Here is a 20,731-nt window from a genome sequence, read left to right as displayed (position 1 = left end):
CAGCTAGGTTGTTCGTCTATTGAACAAATGTTCAATCATCGTAACACGGCCTCGAAAGTTCGCAAGCCTCTCTGATGGTCAAACCCAAGCGCACCGACAGCGAGCCCCGCGCCACCGATTTCGTCGAAAGCCTCGATCGGGGTTTGCGGCTGTTGCAGGCGTTCGGCGAGCGGCCGTCGCCGATGACGCTCAGCGAGATCGCTGACCTCACGAGCCTGCCGCGCGCCACGGCGCGGCGCATCCTCCTGACGCTTCAGCATGGCGGCTACGTCGCAAGCGACGGCAAAATGTTTGCGCCGACGCCGCATGTCCTGACGCTTGCAGGTAGCTATTTGCGCTCGAACCAGCTTGTCGCGGTGTTGCAGCCCGTGCTGGATGAGATCGCTACCGCTGCGCAGGAGATCAGCTCACTCGCGGTGCTCGATGGCGAGGAGGTCGTATTCATCGCGCGCGGCAGCCCGACGCGGATTTTTTCCGGCGGCGTCGATATCGGTTATCGCTTGCCTGCCTTCTGCACGGCGGTCGGCCGCGCCATGCTTGGCCGGCTCGGCGATTCCGAATTGAAGGCGCGACTCGGCGCCATGAAGCGCGAGGCACTCACGCCGCAGACGCTGACCGATCCGAAACGCTTGCTGGCGGCAATCACCGCCGATCGCGCGCGCGGTTATTCGCTGGTGGATCGCGAGGCCGAGCCTCATTTCCGTTCGATCGCCGTGCCCGTGAAGCGCTATGACGGAGCCATCGTCGCTGCGATCAATATCGGCGCGCATGTCGATCGGGTCTCGACCGAAGAGATGGTCAAGCGCTTTTTGCCGCTGCTGCGCGAGCAGGCAGCGGAGGTCACGCAAAAGTTGGTCTGAGGGGAGGGAGGCCGGGCCGCGCCAAAAGACCGCGAGCAAATCCGCCCCACTACGAGCTCCGATCTGCTAGAGTTCACTGCGAAGGAATCCGACGGATGGTTAAACTCGGACCTGAACGCAGGCTTGCCGCGGTGGTTGCCGCCGACATGGTCGGCTACAGTCGGCTCATGGAGGTCGATGAGGCGGGAACGCTGGCACGCCTCAAGGCTCACCGGATTGAACTCATCGATCCGGCCATTACGAAGAACCGCGGGCGCATCATCAAGACGACCGGCGACGGCATGCTGGTCGAGTTTCAGAGTGTCGTCGATGCAGTGGTTTGCGCCGTCGAGATACAACGGCGCATGGCGCGACGTAACACGGATGTCCCGCCGGCTCGGCAGATTCAATTTCGTATCGGCATCAATCTGGGCGACGTGATCGTCGATGAAGACGACATCTTCGGCGATGGGGTCAATATCGCCGCCCGCCTGGAAGCTCTCGCCGACCCCGGTGGTATTTGTGTCTCCGGGGCCGTCTGCGATCAGGCCGGTTGTCGACTGGAGGACGTTGTCTTCGAGGATCTCGGCGACCAGCAGGTCAAGAACATCGCGCGTCCCATTCGCGTTTTCCGGCTTCGGCTTGACCAGAACGTGAGCGTTGCGCCGGAGGTTGCGAACCATGCCGCGGCTGCGACCACATCCGCAAAGAAGCCGTCCATCGCCGTGCTGCCGCTCATCAATATGAGCGGCGATTCCGAGCAGGAGTTCTTCGCCGACGGCCTCACCGAGGACATTATCACGGAGCTGTCGCGCTTCCATGACCTGCTCGTTATCTCGCGCAATTCCACCTTCGTGTACAAGGGGAAGGCGGTCAAAGTGCAGGAGGTCGCGCGCGAATTCGGCGTCGACTATGTCCTTGAGGGTAGCGTGCGGAAGGCAGGCGGCCGTATCCGCGTCACCGTACAACTGATCGACGCGGAGACCGACCGGCACATCTGGGCCGAACGCTACGATCGCGACCTCGAGGACATCTTTGCTATCCAGGATGAAATCACGCGTGCAATTGTCGCAACCCTGCAGGGGCGCGTCGAGGCGGCCACGCACGACCGTGCGAAACGCAAGCCCACGGACAACATGATTGCTTATGAGTGCGTCCTGGCCGCCAAGGTGCTGCATCATCGTTCGACGCGAGCCGACAATGAGCAAGCGCAGCACCTGCTCGACCGCGCTCTCGCACTCGATCCGAACTACGCCCATGCTCATGCCTGGAAGGCGTGCGTGCTGGGCCAGACATGGGTTTATGATTGGTGCGCGGATCGCGATGCCACTTTCCAACAGGTCGCCGCGGAATTGGAAGTCTCGCTTGCGCTGGATGACAATGACAGCGACGTGCACCGGATCCTTGCCGCGGTGAATCTGAACCGCGACGATCATGAAAAGGCCGCGTACCACCAGGAGCGGGCGCTGACCCTCAATCCCAACTACGATCTCGTCGTGGTGCAACAGGGCGAGCTGCTGACGTGGCTAGGACGGCCAGAGGAGGGTATCGACTGGATCAAGAAGGCGATGCGCCTCAACCCCTATCACCCCGAGCGCTTCTGGAGCCATCTCGGCCGTGCCTGCTACTGCGCCGAAAAATATGCCGAGGCCGCCGAAGCCTTCTCGCGGTTGACGCGGCCAGATCACACGCATCATGCCTTCCTGGCTGCAACGTTCGCGCAAATGGGCAATTCGGTCGCAGCCGCCGCGCACGCAGCCGAGGTCGTCAAACGCGAGCCGCAATTCTCAGTCGCGGCCTATCTTGGCACCCAGCACTACAAGCACGAGGCCGACCGCAAACGGCATGAGGCCGGCCTTCTCAAGGCCGGCCTGCCGGCATGACCGGAAACCACGACCTGTCGATCACACGCATCTAAACCGCAGCGCTGCGCAGGCCGAACGCTTTCGGCTCATTTTGCAGCATGGGCGAAACCGCATCCAGCAGCCGTACTGCTGCGGCATCCACCGTGAGGCCTGCGGTGTCGACCACCGTGGAAGCGCGCGCATAGAGTGGCTCGCGGCTTGTCAGGATGTTGCGCAATTCCGCCATCGCCGAGCGGTCGTCGGCCATCGGGCGCAAGTCGCCCTGCTTGCGGACGCGGGCCATATGCTCTTCTGGCTCGGCCTTCAGCCAGATCGTATAAAACGACGAGAGAATAAGATCGAAGGTCACGGGCTCGGACACGATGCCGCCGCCGGTCGCCAGCACCGTCAAATCTTTCCGCGCCAACAGCTGCGTCAGCGCGGCCTGCTCCAGCCGGCGAAAACCTTCCTGACCGTACAGCGCGATGATTTCGGCGACCGAGAGGCCGTTTTGCGCTTCGATCTCCTTGTTGAGCTCGACGAAATTCCAGCCGATTTTTTTGGCGAGCAGCTTGCCGAGCGTCGACTTGCCGGCGCCACGTAACCCGATCAGCGCAATACCCGCGAACGATTTCAGCCGCGGCTCGGCGCCGCTCTGGCCGGTGAGAATGTCCTTGGCCTGCGCGATCTGGTTCGGCGTTGCTTTTCGCAGGAGATCGCGGATCACCGCCCAGTCCGGCGACGGTTCTTGGTGCGGAATCAAATCTTCCAGATGCGCGCCCATCGCGTTCGAGACGCGGCGCAAAAGCACGATCGAGACGTTGCCTTTTCCGCTCTCGAGCTGGGCGATATAGCGCTCGGAAATGCCGGAGACCTTGGCGAGCACCTTGCGCGACATGCCGCGCAGCGCCCGCATGGTGCGTACACGCTGGCCAAGCTGCTCGAGAAAACCGGTTTCGGGGTCGCTGGTGCCGTCCATCGACAGGAATCATAATGCCGAGGAGGATTGACAGCAAGCTGGCGGGGTGCATTTCTATGAATTATAATGCTTAAAACCCGAGTGGAGGCCGCCTCCGCGCCGGGACGAGGGAGCTTCCAGGGGACCGGCATGAGCGAGACATCGCCCGCTTACAATGCAGTGACCTATCTGCTCGATCGCAACATCGACGAGGGGCGTAGCCACAAGCTCGCCTATACCGACACCGTCGCCGAACTGACCTATGGCGAACTGCAACGGCAGAGCTGCCGTGTCGCCAATCTGCTGCGCCGGCTCGGCGTCCGCCGCGAAGAGCGCGTGGCGATGATCATGCTCGATACGGTGGATTTTCCTTCCGTATTTCTCGGCGCGATCCGCGCCGGCATCGTGCCGGTCCCGCTCAATACGCTTCTGACGTCCGATCAATATGCCTATGTGCTGGCCGATTGCCGCGCGCGGGTGCTGTTCGTCTCCGAAGCGCTCTATCCGGCCGTCAAAGACGTTGTCGGACGCATGAGCGATCTCGAATGCGTCGTCGTGTCAGGTCAAAATGCGTTCGGCCACAAGTTGCTGTCGGATGAGCTCAAGAACGAGCGCGATACCTATGTGACCGCGCCGACGCATCCGGATGAACCTGCTTTCTGGCTGTATTCGTCGGGCTCGACCGGCATGCCCAAGGGCGTGCGGCATCTGCATGCCAATCTCGCCGCCACCGCCGAGACCTATGCCAGCCAGGTGCTCGGCATCCGCGAGGACGATGTGTGCCTGTCGGCGGCGAAACTGTTTTTTGCCTATGGCCTCGGTAATGCGCTCACCTTTCCGATGTCGGTCGGCGCGACAACGATCCTCAACCCCGAGCGTCCAACGCCGGCGGTGATGTTCACGCTGATGAACAAATATCACCCCAGTATCTTTTACGGCGTGCCGACCCTGTTCGCGGCGATGCTGAACGATGAGCAGCTCAAGGCCCAAATTGGCGGCGAGCGCCTGCGCGTCTGCACGTCGGCAGGCGAAGCGTTGCCGGAATCGGTCGGCAATGCCTGGAAGGCGCGCTTTGGCGTCGACATTCTTGACGGGGTCGGGTCGACCGAACTGTTGCACATCTTCCTGTCGAACGCGCCCGGCGATATCCGATACGGCTCCTCGGGCCGTCCGGTGCCGGGCTACAAGGTCCGGCTGGTCAACGAGGCGGGCGCGGACGTGGCCGACGGCGAGGTCGGCGAATTGCTGGTTGACGCGCCTTCCGCCGGCGAAGGCTACTGGAATCAGCGCAGCAAGAGCCGCCGCACCTTCGAGGGACACTGGACGCGCACCGGCGACAAATATGTCCGCGAGGCCGACGGCCGTTACATCTTTTGCGGCCGCAGCGACGACATGTTCAAGGTCTCGGGCATCTGGGTGTCGCCGTTCGAGGTCGAGAGCGCGCTGATCACCCATCCTACCGTGCTGGAAGCCGCCGTGGTGCCCGAGGCAGATGCGGAAGGCCTGCTGAAGCCGAAGGCGTTCGTGGTGTTGCGCGCCGGTGCGAAAGCAGATGGTCTCGACGAGGCGCTGAAGGAGCACGTCAAGCAGAAGATCGGCGTCTGGAAATATCCGCGCTGGATCGAGACCGTCGATACGTTGCCGAAAACCGCAACCGGCAAGATCCAGCGGTTCAAGCTGCGGGATGGACCCGCGTAGCCCTGCCTGTGGCCGTCATTCCGGGGCATCCGGAGCATGAACCCGGAATCCATTTAGCCACAGGTCATGCTGAGGAATGGATTCTCAGGTGCGCAATTGCGCACCATAGCTCGCGCCAACGCGCGCCCCGGAATGACGAACGATGTAAAAGAGAACGCATGTCCCTTTCTCCCTCCGGCCACCTCCGCATCAACGATCATGATCTCGAATATCGCCTGATCGGGCCGCAGCCTTCGCAGGCGCCCACCATCGTGATGCTGCATGAGGGGCTGGGCTCGGCGGCGCTGTGGGGCGATTTTCCGCAATCCTTGCAGGCCGCGACCGGCATGGGCGTGTTCGTCTATTCGCGCGCCGGCTACGGCGCCTCGACGCCAGTCACGTTGCCGCGTCCGCTCGACTATATGAGCCGCGAGGCGCTCGATGTTTTGCCCGTGTTGCTCGAGAGAATCGGCTTTGAGCGTGGCGTGCTGCTCGGACACTCCGACGGCGCCTCGATCGCGGCGATCCATGCCGGCGGTTCCAATGATCACCGCGTGCGCGGCGTGGTGCTGATCGCGCCGCATTTCATCGTCGAGGATGTCTCGGTCGCCTCGATCGCCGAGATCAGGACAACCTATGAGACGACCGATCTGCGATCAAAACTCGCGCGCTGGCATCAGAACGTCGACAACGCATTCTATGGTTGGAACGACGCCTGGCTGGATCCCGACTTTCGTCGGTGGGACATCAGCGACTATCTCGCCTACATTCGGGTGCCCGTCGCCATCCTGCAGGGCGAGGGCGATCAGTATGGGACAATTCGCCAGATCGAGATCGCGCAGGAAGAGTGCTATTGCCCCGTTGACGTGACCATTATACCGGGCGCGGGTCATTCGCCGCATCGTGAGGCGCCTGAACTAGTGCTCGCAACTATTTCGGAATTTGCCAACTGCATTTTGACAGTGCATGAAGGCGCGGGATATCCGACCGTTTAAGTCGTCCGACCATTTAAGCTCCGCCGTTTCGTTTCTCCTTTGTGGCTATTGATCAATGAATATTACTTCGTCGACCGCGGCGCATTTGCCGCTGCCCGAATGGGCCTATGTACCCGGCGAACCGGCCGATAGCGAACCGGATCACGAGACGTTGTGGCAGGCCAAGGCGCTGGTGCCGGCGCAATTCTTTGGCTACGTGCCGGCAAGGCATCCCGCGCTTCGCTACGGCATTGCGCTGAACGACGCCGGCTATTTCTGGGAAGCGCAGGAGGTGCTGGAAGCGGTCTGGGCGGCGGCGCCGCAAGGCGGGCGCGAGCGGATTCTCTTGCGGGCCTGTATCCAGATCGCCAATGCCAACCTGAAGCTGCGGATGCAAAAGCCGCATGCGACCGCGCGGCTATGGGGCGAAGCGCTCGCGGCCATCAAGGGTTTGCTGTCGCGCCGCACGAGCGGGGCCGGCGACGGCTTTGCCGATCGCTTCCCGGCGGCCCATCTCGGCAGGCTGCTGGAAGGCCGCCTGGCCCAGCCGACATTGGCGAAGATCGACTGGATCAAGATCGGGTCCGCCGGCAAATTATGAAAGAAAATGCACATTTTGCTGCTTTCGGCCTCTAGACCTGCCGGCTAACATGCATTATTGTGCATGTACCCCGTAACCAAGAACCGCAAGCAGGGATGGGCCCATGGCCGGTGACGAACGCGTTCTCGCAGGCGGCGCGAGCTTTATCGATTTTCAAACCGACCCGTCGCGCTACCGGCACTGGAAACTTGCCGTGGACGGCGAGGTCGCGACGCTGACCATGGACGTCGACGAGAATGGCGGGCTGTTCGAAGGCTATCAGCTCAAGCTGAATTCCTACGACCTCGGCGTCGACATTGAATTGGCCGACGCCGTGCAGCGCCTGCGCTTTGAGCATCCCGGCGTGAAAGTAGTGGTCATGCGCTCGGGCAAGAACCGGGTGTTCTGCGCCGGCGCCAATATCCGCATGCTGGCGGGCGCGACGCACGCGCATAAGGTCAATTTCTGCAAATTCACCAACGAGACGCGCAACGGTCTCGAGGACTCTTCGGAAAATTCCGGACAGCGCTTCATCACGGTGGTCAACGGCACCGCGGCCGGCGGCGGTTACGAACTCGCGCTTGCGACCGATCACATCATCCTGGCCGACGACGGCTCAGCCTCCGTCGCATTGCCCGAAGTGCCGCTGCTCGCGGTTTTGCCCGGCACCGGCGGGCTGACGCGCGTCGTCGACAAGCGCAAGGTGCGCCGCGACCATGCCGACTATTTCTGCACCATCGAGGAAGGCATCAAGGGCAAGCGCGCGGTTCAGTGGCGTCTGGTCGACGAGATTGCGCCGAACAGCAAGCTCGAATCCAGGGTGTCCGAGCGCGCCAAGGAATTCGCGAGCATCTCAAAGCGCAACGGCAACGGCAAGGGCATCGCGCTGACGCCATTGTCGCGCGCCATCGGCGACACCACCATTCGTTACGGCACGGTCAGCGTCGATATCGATCGTGCCGCGCGGATCGCCACCATTTCGGTTGCTGCGCCCGAGGCGCCGCCGCCCGCCGATATCGATCGTCTGATCGCGCAAGGCGCCAAGTTCTGGCCGCTCCAGGTCGCGCGAGAACTGGACGATGCGATCCTGCATCTTCGCATCAACGAGCTTCAGATCGCGATGGTGGTGTTCAAGTCGCACGGCGATCCGGCGCATATGCTGGCTTACGATGCGTTCCTCGAAGCCAACAAGGCGCACTGGCTGGTCAACGAGATCCGGCAATACTGGAAACGCGTGCTCAAGCGCATCGACGTCACCTCGCGCACGCTGGTGGCGCTGATCGAGCCCGGCTCGTGCTTTGTCGGCACGCTCGCCGAACTCGTGCTGGCCGCCGACCGCTCCTATATGTTGATCGGCACGCGCCAGGGCGATAACCGCGCCGCGCCGACCGTCCAGCTTTCCGCGCTGAATTTCGGCGCCTATCCGATGAGCCACGGCCTGACGCGGCTTGAATCGCGGTTTCAGGCCAATCCGTCCGATCTCGACCAGGCGCGCGAGCGGATCGGCGAGGCGCTCGACGCCGAAGAGGCCGAGGCGCTTGGACTCGTGACCTTTGCGCTCGACGATATCGACTGGGACGACGAGGTCCGCGTGTTCCTCGAGGAGCGCGCGAGTTTCTCGCCGGATGGCCTCACCGGCATGGAAGCGAACCTGCGCTTCGTCGGCCCCGAGACCATGGAATCGAAAATCTTCTCGCGCCTCACCGCCTGGCAGAACTGGATTTTCCAGCGGCCCAATGCGGTCGGCGAGGAGGGGGCCTTGCGCCGTTACGGCACGGGGCAGAAGGCGCAGTTCGATACGACACGGGTTTGATTCGTGTCCCGGGCGCAGCGCGGCGCGTATGTGACGCGCTGCTGAACCGGGACCCATATCGACCGAGACCTGAATAGGTCCCGGCTCTGCGATGCATCGCTTCGCACCGCACCGCGTCCGGGACACGAAGAGCGAGCAAGGAGTACGGCGATGAACATCATGAATGTCGACTACTCGACCAAGATTCCGAACAACGTGAATCTCAGCGAGGACCGCCAGGTGCTGAAAGCGCTCGAGGGCTGGCACCCCGGTTACATGAACTGGTGGGGCGACATGGGGCCGGAGGGCTTTCAGCAGTCGCTGGTCTACCTGCGCACCGCTTACTCGGTCGATCCGCGCGGCTGGGCGAAATTCGATTACGTCAAGATGCCGGACTATCGCTGGGGCATTTTGCTCGCGCCACAGGAAGAGAACCGCGTCGTCCCCTTCGGCGAACATTACGGCGAGCCTGCCTGGCAGGAAGTGCCGGGCGAATACCGGGCGATGTTGCGGCGGCTGATCGTCATTCAAGGCGATACCGAGCCTGCTTCCGTCGAACAGCAGCGCCATCTCGGCAAGACCGCGCCCTCGCTCTACGACCTGCGCAACCTGTTCCAGGTCAATGTCGAGGAGGGGCGTCATCTCTGGGCGATGGTCTACCTGTTGCAGAAATATTTCGGCCGCGACGGCCGCGAGGAAGCCGACGAGTTGTTGCGCCGCCGCTCCGGCGATGCCGACAGCCCACGCATGCTGGGCGCGTTCAACGAAGCGACGCCGGACTGGCTGTCGTTCTTCATGTTCACCTATTTCACGGACCGCGACGGCAAGATGCAGCTGCATTCGCTGGCGCAGTCCGGCTTCGATCCGCTGTCGCGCACCTGCCGTTTCATGCTGACCGAGGAAGCGCACCACATGTTCGTCGGAGAGACCGGCATCACCCGCGTGGTGCAGCGGACGTGTGACGCGATGACGGAAGCGGGTATCTCTGACCCGACCGACATCGCGAAGGTTCGCGCGCTCGGGGTGATCGATCTGCCGACCATCCAGAAAAAGCTGCACCTGCATTATTCGCTGTCGCTTGATCTTTTCGGTTCGGAGGTCTCGACCAACGCGGCGAATGCGTTCAACGCCGGCATCAAGGGCCGCTATCACGAGACCCAGATCGCGGACGATCATCGCCTGACCAACGACACCTATCCGGTGCTCAAGCTCGTGGACGGTAAAATCACCCGCGTCGACGAGCCGGCGCTCACCGCGCTCAACATGCGCCTGCGTGACGACTACACCCAGGACTGCGTCAAGGGTCTGTTGCGCTGGAACAAGGTGATCTCGAGCGCCGGCTACGATTTCAAGCTGACGCTGCCCAACGTCGCCTTCCACCGCGCCATCGGCGAGTTCAAGGACATCCACGCCACGCCGGAGGGCGTGCTGATCGACGATGCGACCTGGGCCGCGAAAAAGAGCGCATGGCTGCCGTCAATCGAGGATGGAGATTTCATCGCCTCGCTGATGAAGCCGGTGACGTCCGCCGGCGAATTCGCCTCCTGGATCTCGCCGCCCAAGATCGGCATCGACAACAAGCCGGGCGATTTCGAATACGTGAAGATCGAGACCTGATTGTCTTCACCTTCTCCCCTTGCGGGAGAAGGTGTCGCGCAGTAGCGCGACGGATGAGGGGTCTATGTCCGCGAGTTAAAGCAATCGTTGGACCGAACCCCTCACCCGGGCGTCGTAGTTCTGCCAGAGGAGTTGCCCTCTCCCGCAGGGGGAGAGGGCGCAATAATTTGCAGACGAGATTCTAACTATCCCAGCCGCCGCACCGCGAGATGCCGACAATGCCACAATTTGACCTGTGAACCGGCGGTGCCAGCCCGCCTGCCGCCGTGCTATAATCAAAGAAAAAGCTGCCTCGAAACGCGACGCTGGAGGATTGCGATGATCTTCACGGGCACCACGGCTGCTGGCGAAACCATCACCTACCGGGACGGCAAACGCTATCTGTGGTTTCTCTCGTTCATTCCGCCACTGGTCCCTCTGCTGTCCTACTGGCTCTATCTCAGGGCGCAAAATCCGCTTGCGACGCTGATTCCCTTCGTCTTCATTTTCGGCCTGATCCCGCTGCTCGATGCCATCATCGGCGAAGACACGCACAATCCGCCGGCGGAAGTGGTCGCCGCCATGGAAGCCGATCCCTACTACCTGCGGCTCGCGCGCCTCAACGTGGTGTTTCCCTGGGTGAATTACATTGCCCTGATTGCCTTCTTCGGCACGCAGGATCTGCCGTGGTGGTCCTACGTTGCGTTGCTACTCGGCGTCGGCACCATCGACGGTGGCGCATTGCTGGTCGGGCACGAACTCGGCCACAAGTCCGACCGGCTCAACATCTTCTTTGGCTTGCTCGCCAATAATGCGGTGGGTTACGCCCACTTCCGCGTTGAGCACAATCGTGGCCATCACACCTGGGTCGCGACACCCGAGGATCCCGCCAGCGCGCGCTTTGGTGAATCGATCTATGTTTTCGCGTCGCGCGAACTGCCTGGCGCGCTCAAGAGAGGCTGGCGCAATGAAGCCGAACGACTGACGAAGCGCGGCGAGCGCGTTTGGTCATTCAATAACGAGATCCTGCAGGGCTTTGCGCTCACGCTTATCGTCGCCGCGGCGCTGATTGCCCTGTTCGGCTGGAAAGTCGCGCCGTTCATCGTCGCCCATCACTTCCTCGGCTGGTATGCGCTCACCCAGGCCAACTACGTCGAGCACTATGGGCTGTTGCGCGAGAAGCTGCCGAACGGCCGCTACCAGCCGGTTGAGCCCCGCCATTCCTGGAACACCAACCATATCGTCTCGAACTTGATGACGCTGCACTTGCAACGTCATTCCGATCACCACGCCAACCCGATGCGTCCCTATCAGTCGCTGCGCGATTTCGACGATATCCCGCGCCTGCCGAACGGTTACACGGGGATGTTTGGGCTCGCTGCGATCCCGCCGCTGTGGTTCCGCGTCATGGACCCGAAAACATTGGCCTGGGCGGGCGGTGACGTCAGTAAGCTGAACAGGCGCGATGTTGCTTCGCCGAATCGCGGCTCGGCGATGACCAGCGCGTGATGCTTGCGCTACGCCCGGTCAAGCCGGGGCATGACGGATAAGTTGACGCGGCGAGCGAATGGCGCTGCCGCCCCTCAATGATCCCAGCCGCCGCCCTGGATGCCGGGATTGGCATAGACGATACCGCCGTCGACCGCGATGGTGGCGCCGACCACATAGTCGCCGGCGCGCGAGGCGAGATAGATCGCAGTACCCGCCATGTCCTCGTCGGTGCCGATGCGTCCCGCCGGCACCCGCGTCGCCACCTCATCGGCGTTGTCGCGCGCCGCCTTGTTCATGTCCGACTTGAACGGACCCGGCGCGATCGCCGACACCACGATGTGGTCGCCGATCAGTTTCGCAGCCATCCGCCGCGTCAAGTGGATGAGCCCGGACTTGCTCGCGGCGTAGGAATACGTCTCCAGCGGATTGACGAAGATGCCGTCGATGGAGGCGATGTTGATCACCTTCGCCGGCCGCTCCGCGCTCGCAGCCGCGCGCAACAGCGCGGCGAGTGCCTTGGTCAGAAAGAACGGCGTCTTGAGATTGAGGTTGATCACCTTGTCCCAGCCGCTCTCCGGGAATTCGTCGAAATCGGCGCCCCAGGCCGCGCCTGCATTGTTGACGAGAATGTCGAGCTTGCCTTCGCGTTTGCCGATCTCGCCGGCCAGCATCTCGATGCCGGCGTTGGTGGAAATATCGATCGGCAGCGCAATACACTCGCCGTCATAAGCCGCGGTCAGTTCCTTTGCAGTGGCGTCACACGCCGCCGCCTTGCGTGCGGTGATGTAGACCCTGGCCGCGCCCTGGGCGAGAAACCCCGCGGCGATCATCTTGCCGATGCCGCGCGATCCGCCAGTCACCAAGGCGACACGGCCACGAAGCGAAAACAGGTCGGTGAACATGCGCATCCTCCGTTGGCTTTGACGGAAGTTCTGGGCGCGCGATTTGGGCTAGTCAAGCCGCGTCGACGCGGCGAAAGCCGTTCCACATCGCGGTCGCGGCGCCCGAGGTGAGCACCGGCAGGATCCGCTCGTGCTGGTAATTGCCGTTGAGCGAAACCCGCGGCAGCGCGGTCGGATATTCCGCGTTTTCGGCAAAGACCATGCCTGGCCGCGTCGTCACCGCTGTTTTAAATCCGGCCTCTTTCGCGAGCGCGAATTCGCGCTGGCCAGCGGCGCGCCGGTCACCGTAAGGATAGGCGAAGTGCAGCGCCGGCCGCTGAAGTGCGTCTTCGATCCGCGAACGGCTCGCCGTCATTTCCTGCCTTGCCATCTCGTCGGTCTGCTGGGCGATGTTGCAATGGGTCACCGAATGCGCGCCGATGGTAACCAGCGGCTCGTCGGCAAACGGCTTCAACTCGTCCCATGACAGGCAGAGGTCGCTGCAAATCTTGTTTCGATCGATGCCGTGCTGGATGCAGAGCTTGCCGATCTCGCGGGCGAGATCGTCGTGGCCGGGCAGGGCTCGCAGCCAGTCGTGCAGGCGTTCGAAGGCGGCTTTTTTTGCCGGCAGCGTCGAACTATCGATGCGCGTCGCCGCGCCATCGATGGTGGCCTCGATGTGGGATGCCTTGGCGGTCACCATCTCGAGCGCGATCCACCACAGGTTTCCCGTGGCTTGCGCGAAGTCGCTGGTGACATAGACCGCGAACGGTGCGTCAAATTCGCGCATGACCGGCAGTGCGAAATCCCGGTTGTCGCGATAGCCGTCGTCGAAGGTGAAGGTGGCGAAACGCCGCGAGAAGTCGCGTTCGCTCATCCGGCGGTGCATCTCGTCCATGGTGACGATGTCGACGCCCCGAGAACGCAGGTGCAAAAGGACCGTGCGCAGGAATTCGGGTGTGATTTCGAGATGGCGGTTGGGCTGGAACGCCGCCTCGCGCGCCGCCCGCACGTGATGCAGCATGAAAATGCTGCCGACGCCGGAGAAAATCGGGCGAAACAGGTGGTGCGCACCGGTGAAATAAAGCGCTTCCAGGCCGGCGCGGATGATGTTGCTGCGTAACTGCTTCATCAGGAAGGTCGGCTGGTTGAAAGGGCATTCAACCTAGCGGCGGACATCTGAAGAAACGATTAGCCGCCTCGGCCGCCGGCGGCGTCATCCCGCGCTATTTCGGGTTTGACAGCCCCCCAAGGGTTTGTTTTCTCTCTCGTTCCGGTGTGTTGCCGGCCCCCCGTTTGCCGAAATTCGCGCCTGGGGAAACGCCTGCTGGCTGTTTGCGAATTTCGGAAAAGACGAGGCCTCTCGCCTCGCAGGATGTCGGATGCGCGGATTGGCTAGGTGGAGCAGCAAATGGTGGCCGGGCACGATACCGCTGGCCGTCATTTGGGCTTTGGCCGGCTGGTTCAGCACTTCCCCCCTGGAAACCGAACTCGCCGGCCGATCGACTGCCGCGCTCAAGGACGTTTTGCTCGACAAGAGCAAGATCACGGTCAGTGGCCGCGACGTCACCCTGGTGGCTGATGCGTTCTCCGATGAGGGACGCCGCAATGCGGTGGCCACGATTGAGGCCGTGCCGGGTGTACGGCTGGTCAACGACGAAACCCGTCTGGTCCCGGAGGCCAAGCCGTTCGTCTGGTCGGCCGAACGCGATGTGGTGAGGGTGACGCTAACCGGCAGTTCGCCCTTGCCCACCACCAAAGGCAAGCTTTTGGAAGCGGCGCGCGCCGACCTTGGCGGCGTCGAAGTGGTCGATCAAACCAACCTGTCGCGCGGCGCCCCGCCGCGTTTCGACGAGGCTGCGCTACTCCTGCTCGACCAGGTGGCGAAGCTGAAGGACGGCAAGATCACGATTTCGGACAGCAAGGTCAGCCTCGCCGGAATGGCGCGCGAAATCGGCGGCCGCGAGGCGATTGCGGCAGCGTTGAAGAATCTGCCCGAGGGCTTTTCGGTCGCCGCCAACGACATCAAGGCGCCGCCCTATATCTTCCAGGCCAACAAGGATCCGGTGGCGCTGACGGTGACGCTGACGGGCTATGTGCCCGATAACAACGCGCACACCGCGATCGTTGCCTCGGCGGGCCGCAAGTTCTTCAGCGAGAAGGTCGTCGACAACCTCAAGACCAGCCTCGGGGCGCCGTCCGGTTTTTCCAACGCCGTGGTGCCGGCGCTTGGCGCGCTGTCGCGCCTGTCGACGGGGACGCTGGTGGTGACGGATCGCGAAGTGAAGCTGTCAGGTGATGTGCTCTACGACGCCGCCGCCGGTCAGCTTCGCGCCAACCTGATCAAGGATTTCCCGCAAGGCTGGCAGCTCAAGGCCGATGTCTCGGTTAAACCTGCGGCGGCGCCCGTGGACGCGACCGTCTGCCAGCAGTTGTTTACGGACGTGCTCGGCAAGGGTACGATCCGCTTTGAATCCGGGCGCTCCAATATCGATGCGGATTCGGCAGGCCTGCTCGATCACCTGATCGAGATTGCGCTGCGTTGTGCGGCCACCAATATCGAGGTCGTCGGGCACACGGATAGCGATGGCGATGGACCTGCGAACCAGACCCTGTCCGAACGGCGCGCCCAGGCGGTTGTCGATTATCTGGTGAAGGCCGGCCTGCCCGCGAGCCGTTTTGCGGCAATCGGCTATGGCAGCACCCAGCCGGTCGCCGCCAACGACACCGACGAAGGCAAGGCGCGCAACCGCCGCATTGAATTCGTGGTGAAGGAGCAGCCATGATGTTTCTGGCGACATTTCATTGGGGCTGGCTGGTTGCCGCATTACTGTTGGGTTTCGCCATGGGCTGGATCGCGGTGGTTCATCGCGGCCATGGCGTCTCCAAAGCTCTCGCCGGCTGGCTCGGCGCGCTGGTCGCGCTTCTGCTGGCGGCGTCACTGACGCATATCGTGCCGGGGCGGGTGGGCTATTGGCTCGATCTCGGTCTGGTGATCTTTGCGGTCTATCTGATCGGTTGTGCGATCGGATCGTGGTTGCGCAACCGCGTCCTTCCCGGGCCCGTGAGCGCAGCTTGAGAGATTGCGCATGAGACTTTCGACGAATTGCCCGCCGCCCGTGGAAAGCCGCGGATGCCTAGATCGCGGGCATGCCGCGCCTTTTGAAAAGCCTGTACAGGGCGTCTAATATGTTGAAGAAAAAGGCTTATTAGCATGAAGCGAATTCCCCTCCGGCGCAAAACCGGCTACCAACAGACCGGGGGATTATCCGGAGCGGGCTTCAAATTTGCTCCGGAGCAGTGCGCGAGGCTGTGGAGCGAATGGTAGAACTGGATCGTAGGGCAAGGCGCGGTTGGCGGTATTGTCCGCACGGCGAGGTCTAGATGTTGGAACCGATACGCAGGGCGATCTCGTTTCTGCGCCACAGGCAGATCTTGCACAAGCTCGGCGTCGCGGTCAGCGTCACGGTCATCGGTATTGCCTGTTATGTGCTCTACCACATGCTGCGCGACATCGACACGTTCGAGGTCCTCGAGGCGATCAAGAGCACCGAGCCGCGGTCGATTGCACTCGCCGCGCTGTTCGTGGCTGCCGGCTATTTCACGCTGACCTTCTACGATTTGTTCGCGATGCGCACGATCGGTCGCCGTGACATCCCCTACCGCATCAATGCGCTTGCGGCCTTCGCCAGCTATTCGATCGGGCACAATGTCGGCGCCAGCGTCTTTACCGGCGGCGCGGTGCGCTATCGCATCTATTCGGCCTGGGGACTGAACGCGATCGACGTCGCCAAGATCTGCTTCATCGCAGGCCTCACCTTCTGGCTCGGCAACGCCGCGGTGCTCGGGCTCGGCATTGCCTATCACCCGGAAGCAGCTTCTGCGGTCGATCAGCTGCCGTCCTGGCTCAACCGGTTGATCGCCATTGCGCTGATCATTTGCCTCGTAAGCTACGTGGTCTGGGTGTGGATACAGCCGCGCAATGTCGGCCGCGGGCCGTGGACCGTCGTACTGCCGGGCGGGCCGCTGACGCTGTTGCAGATCGGGATCGGCATCGTCGATCTCGGCTTCTGCGCGCTCGCGATGTACACGCTGGTGCCGGACGAGCCCAATCTCGGCTTCGTGGTGGTGGCCGTGATCTTTGTCTCGGCGACGTTGTTGGGCTTTGCCAGCCATTCGCCCGGAGGGCTCGGCGTTTTCGACGCCGCCATGCTGGTCGGCCTGTGGCAAATGGACCGGGAGGACCTTCTCGCCGGGATGCTTCTGTTCCGGTTGCTCTATTATATTGCGCCGTTCGTCCTATCTGTAATCTTATTGACGTTTCGAGAAGTTATCGTCGGAACCCGGTCGAAACGACTGCGAGAGGCAGCGGCCGCAGTGGCCGTCGAACCACCGCGCGAAGCTGTTTACGTCCGCGAGCGTGGAGATCATGGGGCCTGACGCTGGCTTGAACTTCGGAAAGCGGGCATTGGTCCGATGGCAATAGACGATACGCCTTCGTTCTTTTTTTCGCCGTGGCCGGACCGGCTGAGGCACTCGGCCATCATCCTGCTTGCGGCGGCGCTGGCGCTTTCGGCGGTGGTCGTGCTCGGCGAATTGTCGGCGCTGCGCGCGGTCGCGATTTTCGTCTGCATCGCAGCCGCCGCACTGGTGCCGTGGCGCCTGCATGACGCCACGATGTCACGTGAGGACGTTCGCGGCGTCAATCCGGTCGAGTCCGCAGCAGTCGCCGCGGTCGTTTCCGGCATGCCGGATCCGGCCGTGCTGCTCGACCGCGCCGGCCGCGTCATTCACCTCAATGCCGCCGCGGCCCAGCTTGCACCGGCGCTGCGCAAGAACGAGCTCGCGCAATTCGCGCTCCGGTCGCCGGAGATCATCACGGCGTTGCGCGAAGCCATCGCGACCACTGAGGTGCGGCGCGCCACCTATCTCGATCACGCGCCGGTCGATCGCTGGATGGAGCTCGTCATCATTCCGGTGCCGGTGCCGACGATGTTTGGCGGTACCGACAAGTGCATGTTGATGACGTTTCACGACCAGACGCCGCTGCGCCGGGTCGAGGAGATGCGCGCCGATTTCGTCGCCAATGCCAGCCATGAATTGCGTACGCCGCTGGCGGCACTGTCGGGCTTCATCGATACGCTGCAAGGGCCGGCGCGCGACGATCCCAAGGCGCGCGAGCGCTTCCTCGGTATCATGCATAGCCAGGCGACGCGAATGGCGCGGCTGATCGACGACCTGTTATCGCTGTCGCGGGTCGAACTCTCGGCCCATGTTCGCCCGGATACGCTGGTCGATATCGTGCCCATCATCCGCCAGGTCGTCGACGGACTGGAGCCGCTGGCGGGTGAGCGTCAGGTCGAGGTCAATGTCGATCTGCCGGAGACGCCGGCCTGGATCGCGGGCGACCGCGAAGAGCTGATGCGGCTGTTCGAGAACCTGGTCGAGAATGCCCTGAAGTATGGCGCCGCAGGCGGCAAGGTAAACGTCTCGCTGGTGGCGGCCACCTCCAGCGAGGGTCAGCTGGAACTGCGGGTTCTGGTCCGAGATTTCGGTCCGGGCATTGCGCCTGAGCACCTGCCGCGGCTGACCGAGCGGTTCTACCGGGTCGATGTCGGCGACAGCCGCGCCCAAGGTGGAACCGGGCTCGGACTATCGCTGGTGAAACATATTGTTAACCGCCACCGCGGCCGGCTCTTGATCGAAAGCGTGCTCAAGCAGGGTGCGACTTTTACCGCCTGCTTTCCCCAGGCAAGGCCGCCGTCTTTGAGCTGAAAGCAAGTAATTTCAATAGCTTGCTTGTGTCATCCAACTGTCACCAAACCTTCGTAAAAGCGGCAACGACGGCTCCTAAACGGACCGCGTGAGCGCAATCGCTTACGAGATGGAGACCAGCAATGAATTTCTTCAAAACGATCGTCGCTGCCGGCCTGGTCGCCGCATCGACGTCGGCTTTTGCCGCCGACATCACCGGAGCGGGCGCGACGTTCCCGTTCCCGATCTATTCGAAATGGGCCGACGCCTACAAGAAAGAGACCGGTAACGGGCTGAACTATCAGTCGATCGGCTCTGGCGGCGGCATCAAGCAGATCGAGGCCAAGACCGTGACGTTCGGCGCCACCGACATGCCGCTGAAGGTCGATCAGCTCACCAAGGACGGCCTGGTGCAGTGGCCCATGGTGATGGGCGCGATCGTTCCTGTGGTCAACCTGGAAGGCGTCAAGCCAGGCGAAGTGGTGTTCGACGGCCAGACACTCGCCGACATCTATCTCGGCAAGATCACCAAGTGGGACGACCCGGCGATCAAGAAGCTCAATCCGAATGTGAAGCTGCCGAGCGAGGCGATCACCGTGGTCCGCCGTTCCGACGGCTCGGGCACGACGTTCAACTTCACCGACTATCTCTCCAAGGTGAGCGCGGAGTGGAAGACCAAGGTCGGCTCCGGCACCGCGGTCGAATGGCCGGTCGGCGTTGGCGCCAAGGGTAACGAGGGCGTCTCCGGCAACATCGGCCAGACCAAGAATTCGATCGGCTATGTCGAATATGCCTACGCCAAGCAGAACAAGCTGATCTACACGGCGCTGGTCAACAAGGCCGGCAAGCCGGTGCAGCCGACGGTCGCCGCGTTCCAGGCCGCAGCCTCGAACGCCGATTGGGCCAGCGCCCCCGGTTACTACGTGATCCTCACCGACCAGCCGGGTGAACAGTCGTGGCCGATCACGGCTTCGACCTTCATCCTCATGCACCGTGAGCCGGCCGACAAGGCTGCCTCCGCGGAAGCCGTCAAGTTCTTCAAGTGGGCTTTCGCCAACGGCGGCAAGATGGCCGAGGAGCTCGACTACATTCCGATGCCGGAGCCGGTCGTCAAGCTGATCGAGAAGACCTGGTCGGCCGACATCAAGAGCTGATGCGTCTTGCGTAAACACGTGGCTCGCCCGGAACCATCTCGTGGCCGGGCGGGCTGCGCTCTACCGCCGATCCCGCGAAGCGTTATGCTTGTTCGGGACTGATTTGGTGTCAGGACAAGACCGCACCCGGCAAAGCGGCATCCAGCAAAGCGCGCGCGAGCGGAACTTTGAACCAGACTGAGGGAATTGGCGTGGCAGACATGGCGGTTCAAAGCGGAGCAGTCGAAGTCGCAGGACCTCACGACCGCGCCAGGGCCCTGAACGCTTTCAAGGCCGGAGACGTCACCTTCTACTGGATCACCCGCGCCTGCGCGATTTCGGTCCTGCTCATTCTCGGCGGCATCATTCTTTCGCTGATCGTCGGCGCATGGCCGGCGATGAGGGAATACGGCTTTGCGTTCCTGTGGACGCAGCGCTGGGCGCCGTCGGCCGATCCGCCGGTGCTCGGCGCGGTGGGGCCGATGTACGGCACCTTGATCACATCGTTCATCGCGATGCTGATCGCGATCCCCGTCGGCCTTGGCATCGCGATTTTTCTCACCGAACTTTGCCCGCAATGGCTGCGCCGGCCGATCGGAATTGCGATCGAACTGCTCGCCGGCATTCCCTCGATCATCTACGGCATGTGGGGCTTCTTCGTGCTGGGCCCGTTCCTGGCCTATACGTTCCAGCCGTTCATGATCAGCCTGTTCGACGGCGTTCCGGTGCTTGGCTCGATCTTCGGTGGCCCGCCCTCCTATCTCAGCCTGTTCAATGCCGCGCTCATTCTCGCGATCATGGTGCTGCCGTTCATCACCGCGATTTCGGTCGACGTCTTCAAGACCGTGCCGCCGGTCCTGAAGGAGGCCGCCTACGGCATCGGCTGCACGACCTGGGAAGTGGTCCGCAACGTCGTCATTCCCTACACCCGCGTCGGCGTCATCGGCGGCGTCATGCTGGCGCTCGGCCGTGCGCTCGGCGAGACCATGGCGGTCACCTTCATCATCGGAAATTCGTTCCGGATCTCGTCCTCGATCTTTGCCCCGGGCACCACGATCTCGGCGGCGATCGCCTCCGAATTTGCCGAGAGCGATGGCTTGCATCAGTCGGCGCTGATGCTGCTCGGCCTGCTGCTGTTCGTGTTGACCTTCCTGGTGCTGTCGGGCGCGCGGCTGATGCTGCTGCGCCTGGAAAAAAAGGCGGGGAAGTAGC

General features: G+C 62.6%; 17 protein-coding genes. 14 read left to right on the top strand and 3 right to left on the bottom strand.

Annotated elements, in window-relative coordinates; genetic code table 11:
• Positions 1-74 precede the first annotated feature (74 nt).
• Together BUA38_RS10920 and BUA38_RS10915 are read left to right on the top strand one after the other, a co-directional pair.
• The gene (locus BUA38_RS10920) at positions 75-860 is read left to right on the top strand and encodes an IclR family transcriptional regulator domain-containing protein (RefSeq protein ID WP_072817937.1); all 786 of its coding nucleotides are present in this window, start codon (positions 75-77) and stop codon (positions 858-860) included.
• Between the two features lie 95 nt (positions 861-955).
• Positions 956-2,722: an adenylate/guanylate cyclase domain-containing protein gene (locus BUA38_RS10915; protein WP_072817936.1), complete on the top strand. Its 1,767-nt coding sequence runs from the start codon at positions 956-958 to the stop codon at positions 2,720-2,722.
• Positions 2,723-2,753: 31 nt separating this feature from the next.
• Here the strand turns inward: BUA38_RS10915 and BUA38_RS10910 are convergent, their stop codons facing one another.
• Positions 2,754-3,662 carry a helix-turn-helix transcriptional regulator gene (locus BUA38_RS10910; RefSeq protein WP_072817935.1) on the bottom strand — a complete coding sequence of 303 codons (909 nt, stop codon included), beginning with the start codon at positions 3,660-3,662 and terminating at the stop codon, positions 2,754-2,756.
• A 129-nt stretch (positions 3,663-3,791) separates the two neighbouring features.
• Here BUA38_RS10910 and BUA38_RS10905 point away from each other — a divergent pair, with 129 nt between their 5' ends.
• From BUA38_RS10905 to BUA38_RS10880, 6 genes are all read left to right on the top strand, one after another.
• Entirely contained in the window at positions 3,792-5,339 is a 1,548-nt protein-coding gene (locus tag BUA38_RS10905) for a benzoate-CoA ligase family protein (protein WP_072817934.1), read from the top strand.
• Positions 5,340-5,497: 158 nt separating this feature from the next.
• Positions 5,498-6,313, top strand: coding sequence for an alpha/beta fold hydrolase (locus BUA38_RS10900; protein WP_072817933.1), 816 nt, complete (start codon positions 5,498-5,500; stop codon positions 6,311-6,313).
• A 55-nt stretch (positions 6,314-6,368) separates the two neighbouring features.
• On the top strand, positions 6,369-6,893 hold the full coding sequence (locus tag BUA38_RS10895; protein WP_072817932.1) for a DUF309 domain-containing protein: 525 nt from the start codon (positions 6,369-6,371) through the stop codon (positions 6,891-6,893).
• 103 nt (positions 6,894-6,996) lie between these two features.
• Positions 6,997-8,685 carry a 2,3-epoxybenzoyl-CoA dihydrolase gene (boxC, locus tag BUA38_RS10890; protein WP_072817931.1) on the top strand — a complete coding sequence of 563 codons (1,689 nt, stop codon included), beginning with the start codon at positions 6,997-6,999 and terminating at the stop codon, positions 8,683-8,685.
• 159 nt (positions 8,686-8,844) lie between these two features.
• Positions 8,845-10,281, top strand: coding sequence for a benzoyl-CoA 2,3-epoxidase subunit BoxB (gene boxB / locus BUA38_RS10885; protein WP_072817930.1), 1,437 nt, complete (start codon positions 8,845-8,847; stop codon positions 10,279-10,281).
• A 318-nt stretch (positions 10,282-10,599) separates the two neighbouring features.
• Positions 10,600-11,769 (top strand): alkane 1-monooxygenase, encoded by a 1,170-nt coding sequence (locus BUA38_RS10880; protein ID WP_072817929.1) that lies wholly within the window; start codon positions 10,600-10,602, stop codon positions 11,767-11,769.
• A 74-nt stretch (positions 11,770-11,843) separates the two neighbouring features.
• Here BUA38_RS10880 and BUA38_RS10875 read toward each other — a convergent pair whose 3' ends face one another.
• The gene (locus BUA38_RS10875; RefSeq protein WP_072826020.1) at positions 11,844-12,653 is read right to left on the bottom strand and encodes an SDR family oxidoreductase; all 810 of its coding nucleotides are present in this window, start codon (positions 12,651-12,653) and stop codon (positions 11,844-11,846) included.
• A 52-nt stretch (positions 12,654-12,705) separates the two neighbouring features.
• On the bottom strand, positions 12,706-13,764 hold the full coding sequence (locus BUA38_RS10870) for a polysaccharide deacetylase family protein (protein ID WP_072817928.1): 1,059 nt from the start codon (positions 13,762-13,764) through the stop codon (positions 12,706-12,708).
• Between the two features lie 250 nt (positions 13,765-14,014).
• Between BUA38_RS10870 and BUA38_RS10865 the strand changes: the two genes are divergently transcribed.
• The 6 genes from BUA38_RS10865 to pstC all read left to right on the top strand — a co-directional run bounded on the left by BUA38_RS10865 (position 14,015) and on the right by pstC (position 20,730).
• Positions 14,015-15,418: an OmpA family protein gene (locus BUA38_RS10865; RefSeq protein WP_072817927.1), complete on the top strand. Its 1,404-nt coding sequence runs from the start codon at positions 14,015-14,017 to the stop codon at positions 15,416-15,418.
• Positions 15,415-15,711 (top strand): hypothetical protein, encoded by a 297-nt coding sequence (locus tag BUA38_RS10860; protein WP_072817926.1) that lies wholly within the window; start codon positions 15,415-15,417, stop codon positions 15,709-15,711. The genes BUA38_RS10865 and BUA38_RS10860 overlap by 4 nt, the downstream gene beginning before the upstream one ends.
• Positions 15,712-16,016: 305 nt before the next feature.
• Positions 16,017-17,072, top strand: a complete 1,056-nt coding sequence (locus BUA38_RS10855) for a lysylphosphatidylglycerol synthase domain-containing protein (RefSeq protein ID WP_072817925.1) — start codon at positions 16,017-16,019, stop codon at positions 17,070-17,072.
• 36 nt (positions 17,073-17,108) lie between these two features.
• On the top strand, positions 17,109-18,407 hold the full coding sequence (locus tag BUA38_RS10850; protein WP_072817924.1) for an ATP-binding protein: 1,299 nt from the start codon (positions 17,109-17,111) through the stop codon (positions 18,405-18,407).
• Positions 18,408-18,529: 122 nt separating this feature from the next.
• Positions 18,530-19,540, top strand: a complete 1,011-nt coding sequence (pstS, locus tag BUA38_RS10845) for a phosphate ABC transporter substrate-binding protein PstS (protein ID WP_072817923.1) — start codon at positions 18,530-18,532, stop codon at positions 19,538-19,540.
• 200 nt (positions 19,541-19,740) lie between these two features.
• A complete protein-coding gene (gene pstC, locus BUA38_RS10840; RefSeq protein WP_072817922.1) occupies positions 19,741-20,730 on the top strand; it encodes a phosphate ABC transporter permease subunit PstC in 990 nt (329 codons plus the stop codon).
• Position 20,731: the final 1 nt, after the last annotated feature.

It is taken from the genome of Bradyrhizobium erythrophlei, from assembly GCF_900142985.1.
Lineage (GTDB): Bacteria > Pseudomonadota > Alphaproteobacteria > Rhizobiales > Xanthobacteraceae > Bradyrhizobium > Bradyrhizobium erythrophlei_B.
Note: the sequence above shows the minus strand (reverse complement) of the source record. Positions and strands in the feature narration are given on the sequence as shown.

What these genes read in the sequence shown, in the direction of transcription:
- BUA38_RS10920 (WP_072817937.1), top strand. Translation starts at nt 75, where the DNA reads ATGGTCAAACCCAAGCGCACCGACAGCGAGCCCCGCGCCACCGATTTC.
- BUA38_RS10915 (WP_072817936.1), top strand. Translation starts at nt 956, where the DNA reads ATGGTTAAACTCGGACCTGAACGCAGGCTTGCCGCGGTGGTTGCCGCC.
- BUA38_RS10910 (WP_072817935.1), bottom strand. Translation starts at nt 3,662, where the DNA reads ATGGACGGCACCAGCGACCCCGAAACCGGTTTTCTCGAGCAGCTTGGC.
- BUA38_RS10905 (WP_072817934.1), top strand. Translation starts at nt 3,792, where the DNA reads ATGAGCGAGACATCGCCCGCTTACAATGCAGTGACCTATCTGCTCGAT.
- BUA38_RS10900 (WP_072817933.1), top strand. Translation starts at nt 5,498, where the DNA reads ATGTCCCTTTCTCCCTCCGGCCACCTCCGCATCAACGATCATGATCTC.
- BUA38_RS10895 (WP_072817932.1), top strand. Translation starts at nt 6,369, where the DNA reads ATGAATATTACTTCGTCGACCGCGGCGCATTTGCCGCTGCCCGAATGG.
- boxC (WP_072817931.1), top strand. Translation starts at nt 6,997, where the DNA reads ATGGCCGGTGACGAACGCGTTCTCGCAGGCGGCGCGAGCTTTATCGAT.
- boxB (WP_072817930.1), top strand. Translation starts at nt 8,845, where the DNA reads ATGAATGTCGACTACTCGACCAAGATTCCGAACAACGTGAATCTCAGC.
- BUA38_RS10880 (WP_072817929.1), top strand. Translation starts at nt 10,600, where the DNA reads ATGATCTTCACGGGCACCACGGCTGCTGGCGAAACCATCACCTACCGG.
- BUA38_RS10875 (WP_072826020.1), bottom strand. Translation starts at nt 12,653, where the DNA reads ATGTTCACCGACCTGTTTTCGCTTCGTGGCCGTGTCGCCTTGGTGACT.
- BUA38_RS10870 (WP_072817928.1), bottom strand. Translation starts at nt 13,764, where the DNA reads ATGAAGCAGTTACGCAGCAACATCATCCGCGCCGGCCTGGAAGCGCTT.
- BUA38_RS10865 (WP_072817927.1), top strand. Translation starts at nt 14,015, where the DNA reads ATGCGCGGATTGGCTAGGTGGAGCAGCAAATGGTGGCCGGGCACGATA.
- BUA38_RS10860 (WP_072817926.1), top strand. Translation starts at nt 15,415, where the DNA reads ATGATGTTTCTGGCGACATTTCATTGGGGCTGGCTGGTTGCCGCATTA.
- BUA38_RS10855 (WP_072817925.1), top strand. Translation starts at nt 16,017, where the DNA reads ATGTTGGAACCGATACGCAGGGCGATCTCGTTTCTGCGCCACAGGCAG.
- BUA38_RS10850 (WP_072817924.1), top strand. Translation starts at nt 17,109, where the DNA reads ATGGCAATAGACGATACGCCTTCGTTCTTTTTTTCGCCGTGGCCGGAC.
- pstS (WP_072817923.1), top strand. Translation starts at nt 18,530, where the DNA reads ATGAATTTCTTCAAAACGATCGTCGCTGCCGGCCTGGTCGCCGCATCG.
- pstC (WP_072817922.1), top strand. Translation starts at nt 19,741, where the DNA reads ATGGCGGTTCAAAGCGGAGCAGTCGAAGTCGCAGGACCTCACGACCGC.